At 62.3% G+C, this 13,852-nt stretch carries 14 protein-coding genes; 8 read left to right on the top strand and 6 right to left on the bottom strand.

The genetic code is table 11. The features are described 5' to 3' along the window. Positions 1 to 63: 63 nt before the first annotated feature. Entirely contained in the window at positions 64 to 1,182 is a 1,119-nt protein-coding gene (locus Q0X62_RS02230; RefSeq protein WP_297731140.1) for a glycoside hydrolase family 3 N-terminal domain-containing protein, read from the top strand. Positions 1,183 to 1,239: 57 nt separating this feature from the next. Here Q0X62_RS02230 and Q0X62_RS02225 read toward each other — a convergent pair whose 3' ends face one another. From Q0X62_RS02225 to groES, 3 genes are all read right to left on the bottom strand, one after another. Continuing rightward, a complete protein-coding gene (locus Q0X62_RS02225) occupies positions 1,240 to 3,201 on the bottom strand; it encodes a S9 family peptidase (RefSeq protein WP_297731138.1) in 1,962 nt (653 codons plus the stop codon). Positions 3,202 to 3,326: 125 nt separating this feature from the next. After that, on the bottom strand, positions 3,327 to 4,982 hold the full coding sequence (gene groL / locus Q0X62_RS02220; RefSeq protein ID WP_297731136.1) for a chaperonin GroEL: 1,656 nt from the start codon (positions 4,980 to 4,982) through the stop codon (positions 3,327 to 3,329). Between the two features lie 56 nt (positions 4,983 to 5,038). After that, a complete protein-coding gene (groES, locus tag Q0X62_RS02215) occupies positions 5,039 to 5,326 on the bottom strand; it encodes a co-chaperone GroES (RefSeq protein ID WP_297731133.1) in 288 nt (95 codons plus the stop codon). A 257-nt stretch (positions 5,327 to 5,583) separates the two neighbouring features. Between groES and Q0X62_RS02210 the strand changes: the two genes are divergently transcribed. Together Q0X62_RS02210 and Q0X62_RS02205 are read left to right on the top strand one after the other, a co-directional pair. Beyond that, complete coding sequence (locus tag Q0X62_RS02210; RefSeq protein ID WP_297731130.1) at positions 5,584 to 6,252, top strand: OmpA family protein; 669 nt, start codon at positions 5,584 to 5,586, stop codon at positions 6,250 to 6,252. A gap of 198 nt (positions 6,253 to 6,450) precedes the next feature. Beyond that, positions 6,451 to 7,677 carry an EAL domain-containing protein gene (locus Q0X62_RS02205; protein WP_297731128.1) on the top strand — a complete coding sequence of 409 codons (1,227 nt, stop codon included), beginning with the start codon at positions 6,451 to 6,453 and terminating at the stop codon, positions 7,675 to 7,677. A 66-nt stretch (positions 7,678 to 7,743) separates the two neighbouring features. Here Q0X62_RS02205 and Q0X62_RS02200 read toward each other — a convergent pair whose 3' ends face one another. Further along, positions 7,744 to 8,760 (bottom strand): AraC family transcriptional regulator, encoded by a 1,017-nt coding sequence (locus Q0X62_RS02200; RefSeq protein WP_297731126.1) that lies wholly within the window; start codon positions 8,758 to 8,760, stop codon positions 7,744 to 7,746. A 157-nt stretch (positions 8,761 to 8,917) separates the two neighbouring features. Between Q0X62_RS02200 and Q0X62_RS02195 the strand changes: the two genes are divergently transcribed. The 3 genes from Q0X62_RS02195 (at position 8,918) to Q0X62_RS02185 (ending at position 11,065) form a co-directional block, all read left to right on the top strand. Continuing rightward, positions 8,918 to 9,292: a hypothetical protein gene (locus tag Q0X62_RS02195; RefSeq protein ID WP_297731124.1), complete on the top strand. Its 375-nt coding sequence runs from the start codon at positions 8,918 to 8,920 to the stop codon at positions 9,290 to 9,292. Beyond that, entirely contained in the window at positions 9,271 to 10,080 is an 810-nt protein-coding gene (locus tag Q0X62_RS02190) for a hypothetical protein (RefSeq protein ID WP_297731123.1), read from the top strand. Before Q0X62_RS02195 ends, Q0X62_RS02190 begins: the two co-directional genes overlap by 22 nt. 133 nt (positions 10,081 to 10,213) lie before the next feature. After that, positions 10,214 to 11,065, top strand: a complete 852-nt coding sequence (locus Q0X62_RS02185) for a TIGR01459 family HAD-type hydrolase (RefSeq protein WP_297731121.1) — start codon at positions 10,214 to 10,216, stop codon at positions 11,063 to 11,065. A gap of 12 nt (positions 11,066 to 11,077) precedes the next feature. Here Q0X62_RS02185 and Q0X62_RS02180 read toward each other — a convergent pair whose 3' ends face one another. Further along, positions 11,078 to 11,767 carry a protein phosphatase CheZ gene (locus tag Q0X62_RS02180; protein WP_297731119.1) on the bottom strand — a complete coding sequence of 230 codons (690 nt, stop codon included), beginning with the start codon at positions 11,765 to 11,767 and terminating at the stop codon, positions 11,078 to 11,080. A 54-nt stretch (positions 11,768 to 11,821) separates the two neighbouring features. Continuing rightward, on the bottom strand, positions 11,822 to 12,208 hold the full coding sequence (locus Q0X62_RS02175) for a response regulator (RefSeq protein WP_075188872.1): 387 nt from the start codon (positions 12,206 to 12,208) through the stop codon (positions 11,822 to 11,824). Positions 12,209 to 12,329: 121 nt separating this feature from the next. Here Q0X62_RS02175 and Q0X62_RS02170 point away from each other — a divergent pair, with 121 nt between their 5' ends. Next, positions 12,330 to 12,773 carry a MaoC family dehydratase gene (locus Q0X62_RS02170; protein WP_297731116.1) on the top strand — a complete coding sequence of 148 codons (444 nt, stop codon included), beginning with the start codon at positions 12,330 to 12,332 and terminating at the stop codon, positions 12,771 to 12,773. 6 nt (positions 12,774 to 12,779) lie between these two features. Then, positions 12,780 to 13,724: a bifunctional riboflavin kinase/FAD synthetase gene (locus Q0X62_RS02165; protein ID WP_297731114.1), complete on the top strand. Its 945-nt coding sequence runs from the start codon at positions 12,780 to 12,782 to the stop codon at positions 13,722 to 13,724. The last annotated feature ends 128 nt before the right edge of the window (positions 13,725 to 13,852 follow it).

Here is a 13,852-nt window from a genome sequence, read left to right as displayed (position 1 = left end):
GCTTGCCACCGGGCGGGTCGGTCCGCATGCTCATGGCCGGGGATTGGCAAGGAATAGCGGAACATGGATCGGCGACGCGTATTGCAATCAGGTCTCGCCGCCACACTGATGGCGACGGCCGGGACGACCGCGCAGGCACGATTGCGCACAAGCGTGCGCGACGCGCTGGATCGACCATTGGCCGAGCGCGTCGGTGACATGTTGCTGCTTGGTTTTATCGGTTCGCACAATGAGACCGAAGGGGCCGACATCATCGATGCCCATCTCGCTGCCAACCGCATCGGCGGCGTCCTCTTCCTGCGCCATAATGTGCGCTCGCGCGACGGGGCGGAGGGGTCGGCGGCGCGTTTCCTGGCCACGCGTCCGGGGGCCTGGATGGCGATCGACCAGGAAGGCGGTCTGGTCCAGCGCCTGTCCCGGGATCTCGGCTATACCCACATTCCACGCGCCATGCAGGTGGCGGAAGCGCGGTCCCCGGAAAGTGCCGGTGATCTCTACCGGCTGGGTGCGAGCGAGTTCCGCGCCGCCGGCTTCAACATGAATCTGGCGCCTGTTGCCGACCTCCACGATCCCGAAAACTCCGTGATCGGTCGTCACGGACGCGCCTATGGCACGGATGGCGGGACCATTGCCGACTATGCCTCGGCCTTTATCGATGCCTTCGAGGCGGAAGGCGCGGTCTGCGCGATCAAGCATTTCCCCGGGCATGGCCGATCGCGCGGCGACAGTCATGACGGTTTCGTCGACATTTCCGACAGCTGGAGCGAGGCCGAGCTGGCCCCTTTCCGCGAACTGATCGATCGAGGGCGCGCCCATTTGATGATGGGTGGCCATCTGACCAATCGTCAGCTCGATCCCAGCGGCGAGCCGGTGACCTTTTCCGCTCCGGTCCTGGATGATTTGCTGCGCCGGCAGCTCGGCTTCACGGGCGTGGTGATGACCGATGATCTCGACATGGGCGCGATCCGGGAGAATTACGATCAGCGCGAAGCGGTCATCCGCGCCATAGAGGCCGGCAATGACATGATCATGCTGTCCAACTCTGCCGCCCCGGACGCCGAATTGCCGCAACGCATTGTCGGCTGGGTCGAGGCGGCGATCCGCGAGGGCCGCCTGACCGAGCGCCGTATCAACCAGTCGGTGGCCCGACTGGCCGTGCTGAAGCAGCGGGTGGCGCTATAGTCGGAGGCGCCGGGACGCAGGGCCGATGCCCGAATCCCGGCTTTGATACCCGTCGGGCTACTCGGCCGAAGCGTCGTCTTGCTCACGCAGATATTCATCGAGGAAGCTCACATAGGCTTCGGACGCGGTGATACGGTTCTCCCGGCGGCGGAAGCCATGGCCCTCATCCGGGAAGAGCACATACTCCACCGGTACGCCATTGGCGCGGACGGCGGCGACCAGTTCATCACTCTCCACTTGCAGCACGCGCGGATCATTGGCGCCCTGGACGACCAGCATGGGGCGGACGACATTCTCGGCGTGGAAGAGGGGGGAGATGGCGCGGTGACGTTCGGCGTCGGTCGCCGGGTCGCCCATTTCGTCATAGAGGGCTTCGCGGAAGCTCTCCCACCAGGGCGGGATGGATGCGAGGGTGCGCTCCCAATTGGTGACGCCGAAAATATTGATCCCGACCTCAAAGGCTTCGGGATGGAAGGTGAGGGCGGCGGCGGTCATATAGCCGCCATAGGACCCGCCGATCACACCCACCTCGTCGGCCGAGACCCAGTCCTGCGCTCGCAGCCAGTCACCAGCGGCGACAATGTCGCGCAGGTCTTCTTCGCCATGGCGGCGATCATCCATGTGGAAGAAGGTTTTGCCGTAGCCTGACGAGCCGCGATTATTGGCGGCGTAGACGGCATAGCCGTGATTGACGAGGTGCTGGATGGTGGCCGAATAGCCGATCCGGCTCTGCCCGCCCGGACCGCCATGCACCCAGACGAGGGCCGGTACCGGATTGTTGGCGCTGGCCTCGTGCGGACGATAGAGAATGCCCGGGATTTCCAGCCCGTCGAAGCTTTCAAAGCGCACCACTTGCGCGTCCACCATCTCGGCTTCCGAGATCGCTGGGTTGAGCGCATTGGTCAGCTGGGCATGGGCCTGGCTGGCCAGATCCACGACATGGAGATTGGAGGGCGAGGTCGCGGAATTGATGAGGAAGGCGATGCGGCTTTCATCCCGCGAGAAACGGACCGAGCCGATATCGCCGGCCGGCAGGTCGGGCAGGGCCAGGGTCTCGCCGCTTGTCGTGTCGAGAATGGAGACCTCGGTGCGGGCATCGGCATTGATGCCGGAGACACGGTAGCGCCCACTGTCGGAATAGATCACGAACTGGACGTCCCATTCGGCCTCGATCAGCGGCGCGGTGTCGCCGGTTTCAAGGTCATAGGTCCAGGCCTGGTTGAACTCGCCATGCTCGTCCGTGGCATAGACGAGCTGTGTGCTGTCCGGCGTGAAGGTGTAGACGCCGTGGGCGATATTGCCTTCATGAGCCGTGATCACGCGGGGCTCGGTTTCGCCCGAAGCGAGATCGAGGAGCAGGATGTCGCTGTCAGCGGAGGTGCGGTTGCGCACCAGGGCCAGCCAGCGCCCGTCCGGGCTGACATCGCCGATCTGCAGCGCGTCATCGTTCTGGAACACAAAGCCGCTCTCATAGCTCAGCGTGTCATAGGCATAGATGTCCATCGCGCTCTGATCGCGCTCATTGGTCATCAGCCACATGTCATTGCCATCGGGAGACCAGCCGAGAAATTGCGCCCGGACCTCTTCGCCCGGCGTGATGTCGTTGAGACGGCCATCGAGCTCGCGCACGAAAATATGGGAGATCTCATTGCCGCCCGTGTCGGCCGTGACCACAGCGCGGTCATCGGTCGGGAACCATGACAGGGCGTAAGTGGCATTGGTCTCCGACGCGGTGAGGGCTTCGCGATCACCGGTCTCGGGATCAACGGCATAGGCATTGAACACCCCGGTCTCATCCGAGGAAATCAGGATGCGGCTGTCATCGCTCGACCAGGCAAAGCCGGCGGACGAGGCGAGCGAGAAGCTCGTTGTCTGATGGAAGGTGGCGGCGTCATGGCGGGCGACGGCTTCGGTCGCGGCCGCTGGCGCTTCAGCGGTATCCGTCACCGTCTCGGCCGGCTGGCAGGCCGCCAACAGGCCGGCCAGAACGAAGCCTTTGCTCATGGCTATGTGTTTCATATCTGACACCTCCCGAAATCACGGCTGCGACCATAACGCGGCGAGGAGGTGGTGTCGCGAGGCAAAAGAAAAGGGCCGCCCACCAGGGCGACCCTTTCCTTTGATCGGTCAGGTGACCGGCATGATTACATCATGCCGCCCATGCCACCCATTCCGCCCATGCCGCCCATGTCAGGCATGCCGCCACCGGCGCCTTCTTCCTTCGGGGCGTCAGCCACGGCAGCTTCCGTGGTGATCAGCAGGGAGGCGACGGAGGCCGCGTCCTGCAGGGCCGTGCGGACGACCTTGGCCGGGTCGATGACACCGAAGGCGAGCATGTCGCCATATTCTTCGGTCTGGGCGTTGAAGCCGAAGGTCGCGGAAGCGTTTTCCATGACCTTGCCAACCACGATCGAGCCTTCGACACCGGAATTGGTGGCGATCTGACGGATCGGGGACTGCAGGGCGCGGGCCACAATGGCGATACCCTGGGTCTGGTCCGGATTGTCACCTTCCAGGCCGGCCAGCTTGGCGGAGGCCTTCAGGAGAGCAACACCACCGCCCGGGACGATACCTTCTTCCACCGCAGCGCGGGTGGCGTTGAGGGCGTCGTCGACGCGGTCCTTCTTTTCTTTCACTTCGATCTCGGTGGCACCGCCGACCTTGATCACCGCAACACCGCCGGCCAGCTTGGCGAGGCGTTCCTGCAGCTTCTCACGGTCGTAATCAGAGGTGGTTTCCTCGGACTGGCGACGGATCTGCGAGACACGGGCTTCGATCTGGGCCTTGTCACCGACACCGTCGACGATCGTGGTGTCGTCCTTGGTGATGTTGACGCGCTTGGCCGAGCCGAGCATGTCGAGCGTGACGGTTTCCAGCTTGATGCCGAGGTCTTCGGAGATGACCTGGCCGCCGGTGAGGATGGCGAGGTCTTCCAGCATGGCCTTGCGGCGATCGCCGAAGCCCGGAGCCTTGACGGCCGCGATCTTCAGGCCGCCACGCAGCTTGTTGACCACGAGGGTGGCCAGGGCTTCGCCTTCAACGTCTTCCGCGATGATCAGCAGCGGACGCGAGGACTGAACCACAGCTTCCAGGATCGGCAGCATCGGCTGCAGCGAGGTCAGCTTCTTTTCGAAGAGCAGGATGTAGGGCTCTTCCAGCTCGGCCTGCATCTTGTCGGCGTCGGTGATGAAGTAAGGCGACAGGTAGCCGCGGTCGAACTGCATGCCTTCGACGACATCCAGCTCGGTTTCCAGGGACTTGGCTTCCTCGACGGTGATGACACCCTCTTTGCCGACCTTGTCCATGGCCTTGGCGATCATCTCGCCGATATCGGTCGCGCCATTGGCGGAGATGGTACCGACCTGGGCAACTTCAGCGGAATCCTTCACCGGGGTGGAGCCGGCCTTGATGTCTTCCATGACGATGGCGACGGCCTTGTCGATGCCGCGCTTCAGGTCCATCGGGTTCATGCCGGCGGCAACCGACTTCATGCCTTCGCGGACGATGGACTGGGCCAGGACCGTGGCGGTCGTGGTGCCGTCGCCGGCGACGTCATTCGTCTTGGAAGCCACTTCGCGCAGCATTTGTGCGCCCATGTTTTCGAACTTGTCCGTGAGTTCGATTTCCTTCGCGACGGAGACGCCGTCCTTGGTGGTGCGCGGAGCGCCGAAGGATTTCTCGATCACCACATTGCGGCCCTTCGGACCGAGGGTGACTTTCACGGCATTGGCGAGGATGTCGACGCCGCGCAGCATGCGTTCACGCGCGTCGGAGCCGAAAAGTACGTCTTTGGCAGCCATTGGATTATATCCGTTCTTCTAACTTGAGAGGATGGTGGTCAGATCGGGGCTGGCGACTAGGCCATCACGCCGAGAATGTCCGACTCTTTCATGATCAGCAGCTCGACACCGTCGACGGTGACTTCGGTGCCGGACCATTTGCCGAACAGGATGCGATCGCCGGCCTTGACGTCCAGCGGACGAACCGTGCCGTCTTCCTTGATCGTGCCGCCGCCGATGGCGACGACTTCGCCTTCCTGCGGCTTTTCCTTGGCCGTATCCGGGATGATGATCCCGCCCTTGGTCGTGGACTCTTCTTCGACGCGCTTCACCAGCACGCGATCGTGCAGAGGACGAAAAGTCATCTTGGTCTATCTCCAAACAGAGGACTGAAGGTTTCCAGCAATCACCGGGAGCGGGTTGGCACTCACCCTCGACGACTGCTAACAGCCGCGGAGATAGGAGCTTGCTTGCTGGCCGTCAAGAGAGACGCGATGCAAATGAGGGCAGATTTGTCGGTCAGCCTGCGTTCATGTCGGGAAAGATAAATCCGCCCATTGCCACGCCCGTCATATAACTCGATATGATAGGCATGAAGTTGCGTTACCGAGAGGGATCCACGATGAAACTCCGTATTGCAGTCCTGACCGTTGCGGCCTTGTCCGTCGCGGCGTGTACGACCACTGACCCCTATACCGGCGAGACCCGGGCCAACAATACTGGCCGTGGCGTCCTGCTCGGCGCGGCAGCTGGCGCGGCGCTGGGTTATCTGACCAATACCAATGACAGCGAAGAGGGCCGCACCAATGCCCTGATCGGTGCCGGTATCGGCGCGCTCGCCGGCGGCGCCATCGGCAATTACATGGACCGGCAGGAAGCCGCCATGCGCGAAGCGCTGTCCGATACGGGTGTGGGCGTGCGCCGCGAGGGCAATGATCTGCGCCTGATCATGCCGGGCGATGTCACCTTCGCCACCAATTCCGCCGATATCCAGGGCCAGTTCTACGGAATTCTCGGCGATGTCGGCACCGTGCTGAACCGCTACCCGGCGACCTATGTCGACATTGTCGGTCATGCCGACAGCATCGGTGCCGCCGAATACAATCAGCAGCTTTCCGAGCGTCGGGCGATGTCGGTCGGCAACTATCTGATTGCCCAGGGCGTGCTGCGCGACCGCTTCTATATCGCCGGCATGGGCGAGCGTTCGCCGATTGCCTCCAATGATACGCCGGCCGGGCGCCAGCAGAATCGCCGCGTGGAAATCCTGATCCGGCCGCACGCCGCGTCCTGATCGAGCTGATTCTCCACAGTAATTGCGAGCGGCCCGTCAGTTTGACGGGCCGCTTTAATTTATGCGTGCCATTATAAATCAATATGTTGGATAATGTTCGGACGCTTCGGGTTTACCTTCGTTAACCAAACGACAACCCGAGCCGACACAGCTTAACCTTCAAGCACACCTGACGATTCGCTGATTCGAAGGCCCGACATGCCCCGCGCATCCGACATTCTGATCCTCCTGACCTACATCACCATTGCGGCTGTGGCCGCGATCGGCTTCGAGTTTTTCGGCCTCATGCCGACGCTCAATGCCTGGATGATGGGGGCGATCGTCTTCATCGTTGCCGGCATGGCGCATTCGGCAGCGGCCCGCGGTCATGAGCGGCGCGCGCTGGAAGACGAGATACACGAGCTGAAGGCTGCCAATCTGGCCCTGGCCGAGGAATTCGAGGCCGCGCAGGCGCGGATCGATGAAATCGCCGACGAGTTGCGGGCAGAATCGGTCGAGCGGGACAATGCGCTCGTTCATGAAGTGAAAGTGTTGGAGGATCTGGTCCGTCGGGTCGGTCCGGCCGGTGCCGACAATCATGTCAGGTCAGGGACCGCGCCCGCGGCCAGCACGGGGCACACCGATATCGACACGGTCCGCGAGGCGCTGGCCGCCAATCGTGTCGACCTCTATCTCCAGCCGGTCGTGACCCTGCCGCAGCGCCGAACGGCCTTCTATGAGAGCTATACCCGCCTGCGCGATGCGACCGGTCGTGTCCTGGCTCCGGCTGCCTTCATGGCCGCTGCCGAAGAGGCCGGTCTGATGGCCGAGGTCGACAATCTCCTGCTCTTCCGTTGCGTGCAGATCGTACGCCGTCTGACCGGTCAGGACCGGAAGGTCGCCATTTTCTGCAATGTTTCGCTCAATTCCCTGTCTGACGAGACCTTCTTTCCGGAGTTCCTCGACTTCATCCGGCAGAACAAGGATTTGTCCGGGTCGCTTATTTTCGAGATATCGCAGCGCGCCTTCGAAGAACGCGATGCCATTGCCGCGCGCAACATGGCCCGCATGGCGGATTTCGGCTTCCGTTTCTCGATCGACCAGATCGCACATGTCGAGCTGGACCTGACCGAGATGGAGCGGGCCGGGGTGCGTTTCGCCAAGATTGGCGGGCGGCGCCTTCTCGACGCGATTGACAATTACGAGTCCATCGCTGGCTATGAAGCCGGGGCGATCGCCACTGAGGACCTGGCAGGCCTGTTCGGTCGCCACGGTATCGAACTCATCGTCGACAAGATCGAGGATGAGTCCACCGTGGTCGAGGTGCTCGAAATGGATGTTGCCTACGGGCAGGGCCATCTCTTCGGCGAGCCACGCCCGGTGCGTGATGATGTCCTCGAGAGCGCGCCCGACAGCGTCAGCAATGTCGTCCAGATGACGGCCTAGCCATTGTTCGCATCAGGCCGAACCGAGCCGTAGCGGTCTGTCTGAGGGCCAGGAATAGACCGCGTATCAGGTGTGTTCTCGATAGGCCTGTGGGCTCTGTCCGGTCCATCGCTTGAAGGCGCGTGAGAAGGCGGCTGCGTCGGAGAAGCCTACCAGGTATGCAATGTCGGCAATCGATGAGCGTCGCCCCTGCAGGTAGAGTTCGGCCGCGCGTCGGCGAGCATTGATCAGGGTTTCTGAATAGGTGGTGTTCTCGTCTCGCAGGCGACGAAACAGGGTCTGACGGCTGAAGCCCAGCTCACGCGCGGCGAGATCTGCACGAAGTTCGCCGGTGTGCATGCGTTCAATGAGCCAGCGTTCCAACCTTTGCGTGACATTGGCGTCATTCACGAGCTTGTCGAGCAGGCGGTCGGCCCGGTCGGCGAGGACGCCGAATAAGTTTCCCGGCTTGTTGTTCACCGGCCATTCTGCTGTTGCCGGATGAAGCTCGAGGGCATTGCGCGTCCCTGCGAATTGCACCGGGCATTGAAAAACAGTGTCATAAAGCGCGCCATGGCCCGGCCGTGGGAATGTGAATTCGACCCCGAGGACATGAGCCTGATCCAGGAAACGCCGGGGCCCGCAGGTCAGCCGAGCAAAGCCGATCTCGGTCAATTCGGGTACGACTTGCGCGGCGGGTGTGTTCTCGACCATGAACAGGCGGCCGCCACGGTGCTCCAGAATATAGCGCGGGACATTTGCCCCCTGTCTGTCGACGGCCATCGCGAGACGCTCGTATCGCTGCAGCTGCACGAAGGCCTCTCCCATGGTCCGGGAGGCTTCCATGATGAGGCCGAGGATGGAAATATCCGCCATCCCAGTCGATGAGGCCCAGCGCAGCGCGAACCCCGGATCATTCAGCAAAGTGCGCGCTTCCGAGAGCGCGCGGATGTAGAGGGCCAGCGGGGTTCGACCGTCCGGGTCCGACAGGTCGAGCGCGCCCATGCCGGCCGTTTCAAGAAGCTCAATGCGAGCCGCTCCGCGTGCTTCGGCGAAATTCACCAGGCTGGCGATTAGTCCGTTGGCCACCGTGCGCTGACCCATCCCATCGACATCCCGTATTTGCCGACAATGATCTTTGTTACCGCTGATCATGGGCCGCCACATTGCCGCAATCTAGTCTCGGCAACCGTGTAAAGACGAGTGGAGTTCCATGAAACCCTTATCCCCGCTTCGGAGTATCCTTCTTCGCGGATGCTTCTTGTTACTGCTTGCTGGCCTGGGCCTGACTATCGGGCCGGCCATCCTCACCCAATCCGCCTCCGCTCCGCTAATGGACGGGGTTGTGAACGCCCTTCTCGGCGCTCTGGCTCTTTTCTCCCTGCTGGGATTGTGGGTGCCGATGAAGATGCTGCCAATCCTGGTGTTCGAGGTGGTCTGGAAATCGATCTGGACCCTGTCAGTGGCGCTGCCGCGCTGGCTCGACGGGACGCTGGACGCGTCGACCATCGAAACCCTGTTTGCCTGCGCGCTGGCAATTCCCTTCCTGTTCATCATCCCTTGGCAGCGCTTCTGGCACGACCTGCGCGGCCCAACCCCTCCGAGGGCGCGATCATGCCGATATTTGGAAAACTGACCTGGCCCGGTCTGGTCTCAATGCTCGTGCTGGGTTGGCTCGTCTTGCCGCTCTTGCTGATTGAACCGGCCTACCCCGATCGTCTTCGGCTTGATGCCACTGCCCCGCTTGCCTTGCGACTTGGGGCCGACCTGCTGCTTTGGGCACATATTGGCGGCGGGGCGGTAGGGCTGGTCTCGGGCGCCATCGCCGTGCTCGCGCCAAAGGGCCGACGGGTTCACCGCACAGCCGGGAGCGTGTTCTTTGTGTCCATGTTCGTGTCCTTTCTGGTCGGTGCCGGGGTGGCGCCTTTCCTCGAGACCGGCCAGCGACCCAACACGATCGCCGGCATTTTGTCGCTCTACCTGCTGCTCACGTCCTGGCGGGCGTCGCGGCGTGATGGAAGATTGACCGGCGCGCCGGAAATTGCCGGACTGGTTGTCGCCATGCTGGCTTTCGCCGCTGGCCTGCTCTTCATGTACCAAGGACTGTCCAACCCCAGCGGCACGGTGGATGGCGCACCTCCTGAAGCCTTTGTCGTGTTCATCGTTGCGGGTCTTGCGGGCGTTTATGGCGATGCCCGCATGTTGATGCGTGGCTCGATTGTCGGTGCGCCGCGTATTGTGCGTCACCTCTGGCGGATGTGCACAGCCTTCTTTATCGCGGCAGGATCCTTCTTCCTGGGTCAGGAGCAGCTTCTGCCTGAGATCATGACAGGCGGGCTTCTGCAGTTTGGCCCTGTCCTGTTTCCCTTGATCGCGCTGATTGTGTGGTCCGTCCTGGTTCGGCGGCCGCCTCGGCAAGAGTAGGTCGAGCAGGGGGCATATCTTGCGCGGGTAGGAGCGAGATGGCGCGAATCCACCACCACCGTGTCTTTCGCAGCGTGGTGTTGCGCCACAGCGCGCGATTGACCGCCGCGCACGCGCCTGCTTCAAGCAGGCCATGCTGCCTGAACTCGCCACACTCGGCCCGCTCCGCGACCGCTATGACACGCTCTATTGCGATGTCTGGGGCGTCATCCGTGACGGTACCGACCTGTTACCCGATGCCGTCGACGCCCTGATCCGGTTTCGCGAGAGCGGGGGGCGTGTCTGTCTGGTGTCGAACTCGCCGCGCCGCAGTTCCAGCCTGGCGCATTTCCTCACCGATATGGGCCTGCCCGACGCGGCGACCGACGCCATGGTCACGTCGGGCGATGCCATTCATGCCCAGCTGGTCAGGCGCACGCCCGGACGCGCCTTCAATATCGGTCCGGAGCGCGATAGCAGCCTCTATTCCGGTCTCGATCTGGAATTCACCGATATCGAACAGGCCGATTTCATTTCCTGTACCGGGCCGGACGATTATTTCAACGGCAAGCCTGAGGATTATGACGCGGTCCTCCGGCGTGCGCTGGAACGGGGCCTGGATCTGGTCTGCGCCAATCCGGACATTGTCGTGCAATCGGGCAATCGACTGGTCTTCTGCGCCGGGGCCATCGCCCGCTATTACCGCGAGATGGGGGGGAACAGCATTGTGGCCGGCAAGCCGCACCGGCCGATCTACCGGCTCGCCCGGAGAGCGCTGGAAGCGCAAGGGGTGGAGGTTCATCTGGACCGGGTGCTGGCAATCGGTGACGGGCCTGAGACCGATGTCGACGGCGCGACGCGCGCCGGCGTCGATTGCCTCTTCATCGCCGATGGAATCCTGGGTGAAACGCTTGACGGCGGCCGCCTCGATATCGAGACAGCCGCCGCCGCGCTGAAGGATTACGGTGTCGCTGCGCGCTATGTGGCGGCGCAGCTTACCTGGTAGTCGCCCGGTCGATCAGTCAAACAGGGAGTCGATCGAGTCCTGGTCGAGATCGGACACCGGGGCCGCATCGGAAAACATCGCATCGATGTCGTCCTGGCTGGTTTCCGGACCGCCGATCGCGGGGCCGTTGAGCAATTGCTCGCGCGCCCGCTTTTCTTCCTCGGTCTCTTCGACGACCTGATCCGCGTCACGCACACCCATGACTTCGGCGAAGCGGGAGACGCGGTTTTCCACGTGGCGCAGCGAGGTCACGACCTTGGACACGCGTTGGCCGGCGAGATCCTGGAAGCTGCACGCCTCGATGATGGTCATCATCCGGGCTTCGACATTGGCGCGGTAGGCGTCATAGTCGGCTTCTTCGTCACAGAGCACGGCTTCCGCCTCGCTCATGATCGTTTCGGTCGCCCGTTCGGTATCCCCGACGACAGCCTCGAGTTCCTGGCCGGCGGTGGGAATGCGTTGGGTCTTGATATCGTTCGGCCGCAGGGCGGCAATCTCGTCGCGAGTGCGGGAGATATAGTCCGCGATATAGTTGAATTCCTGGCAGATCGACTGGTCGAGGGAGCTGAAGAACAGCTTCATCGTATCCGTCAGCTGGTGTGCCAGCTTCAGGACTTCCATGATCTGGGCATCCTGCAGATCACTGGCCTTCAGGGAGGCTAGCGAGGTGCGGACTTGCGCGGCAACATTGGCGGCGGGCATGGGGCCCTCCTTCCTTTGCAGACTCAAACGAGGGTGAAGCTGTTCATCACGCGACTAGAAGTCGCCGAGAACTGCTGACATCTTCGATTTGAGAGTTCCGGCGTTGAAGGGCTTCACGATGTAGTTGTTTACACCGGCCCGTTTCGCCGCGACCACGTTCTCGGTCTTGGATTCTGCGGTTACCATGATGAAGGGCGTCGCCTTCATGCTCTCATCCGCGCGAACTTTCTGCAGGAGCTCGTAGCCCGTCATGGGCTCCATGTTCCAGTCTGAGATCACCAGACCGTACTTGTTTTCCTGCATTTTCGCGTAGGCTTCCTGGCCATCGGCGGCCTCGTCCACATTCTCGAACCCGATCTGCTTGAGCAGGTTGCGAATAATGCGGATCATGGTTTTGTAGTCATCCACGACCAGGATCGGCATCGTCATATCGACAGCCATGCTTAGTCTCCATCCACTCGGCGCGTTTACACAAGGACAGCTTGTTCCGCTGTCTTCAGTGAGGACCCTAGACATTCGCGGATAAAAATCGGTTAAAGCGGGTACAAAGATGGAGTCAGCCATGTCTGAAGCGCGCGCTATCGCTCTCGAAGAAATGGAAATTGGGCAATCCGCAGAGGCAGTTAGGACTGTCACTGAGGAGGATTTGGAACTGTTTGCAAAAGTGTCTGGCGACTATAATCCGGTCCATATGGACGAGGATTTCGCCCGCAAGACGCCATTTCGTGGTCGAATTGCGCATGGTGCTCTGGTTGCATCCTATATTTCCGGGGTGCTCGGGAACCAGCTGCCCGGACCGGGCGCGATCTTCCTGGGCCTCAACATGCGTTTCTTTCATCCGACCCGGATCGGTGACGAGGTGAAGACCCGCGTCGAGGTCAAGTCGGTCGATCTCAAGTCTCGCAAGGCGGTGATGGACTGTACCTGTTATGTCGGCGAGAAGCTGACCATGCAGGCAGAAGCGGAAGTCATGGTCCGCAAGCGTCGCCGTTCGGCGGACGCTTGATCCGCGATGCGGATATTTCACGGCCATAACGGATTGCCGGATGACAGCCGGGGTGCCGTCATCGCGCTGGGCAATTTTGATGGTGTCCATATGGGGCATCGACATGTCATTGCCCTGGCTGCGGGCCTGGCCGAGACTCTGAAGGCCCCGCTGGGGGCGGCCCTGTTCGACCCGCACCCACGGCGTTTCTTCGCACCCGAAGCGCCGGCCTTCCGCCTGATGAGCGAGGCGCGCCGCAATCGCATCCTGGAAAGCTTGGGCGTGAGCCAGCTCCATGTCCTGCCTTTTTCATTGGAGATGGCGAAAATGACGCCGGCCGAATTTGTCGGGACGATCCTGGCGGACGGGCTGGGCATTGCCGGCATTGTCACGGGTGAGGATTTCCGCTTCGGGACGGGTCGCAGTGGCGATACCGACGAGCTTGCGCGCCTTTGCGCCGAGCGCGGCATCGCCACCGCCTTTGCCGAATTACATGGCAATGGCGCCGACAAGGTCTCCTCGACCCGCATCCGCAAGGCGATCCATGATGGCGACATGCAGGCAGCCGAGACGCTGCTGGGGACGCCCTGGGCGGTTGAGGGCATCGTCCAGCGTGGCGACCAGCGCGGCCGGACCATTGGCTTCCCGACGGCGAATCTCACCCTGGGTGATTATGTCCGTCCCGATTACGGCGTCTATGCCGTGCGCGTGGGCGTTGATGGCGATGCGCCGACGATTGCGGGCGTCGCCAATATCGGCAAGCGCCCGACGGTCGATGGTGCGACCGAGCTTTTGGAAGTTCACCTGCTCGACTGGTCGGGCGATCTCTATGGTCGCTCGATCGCCGTCGAGTTCTTCGATCATCTGCGCTCGGAGAAGCGGTTTGACGGGCTCGACGCGCTGAAGGCCCAGATCGCCGCCGACGCCGCCGCGGCGCGCAAGGCGCTGAGCCGCCTGTCTGGACCGGCCTGACGGGCTCTGTTAAACGCGAGGCATGGTCTCTATGTCCCTGTTCATACGCTCGGGCGCGTCCGTCGCGACCCCCGCCATCGGGCGAATTACCGGCCCGGGCCGTTCCGCGTGATGTGGGCGGTTCCGGG

The sequence above is a fragment of the uncultured Maricaulis sp. genome (assembly GCF_947259345.1).
In the GTDB taxonomy this organism is placed as follows: domain Bacteria; phylum Pseudomonadota; class Alphaproteobacteria; order Caulobacterales; family Maricaulaceae; genus Maricaulis.
Note: the sequence above shows the minus strand (reverse complement) of the source record. Positions and strands in the feature narration are given on the sequence as shown.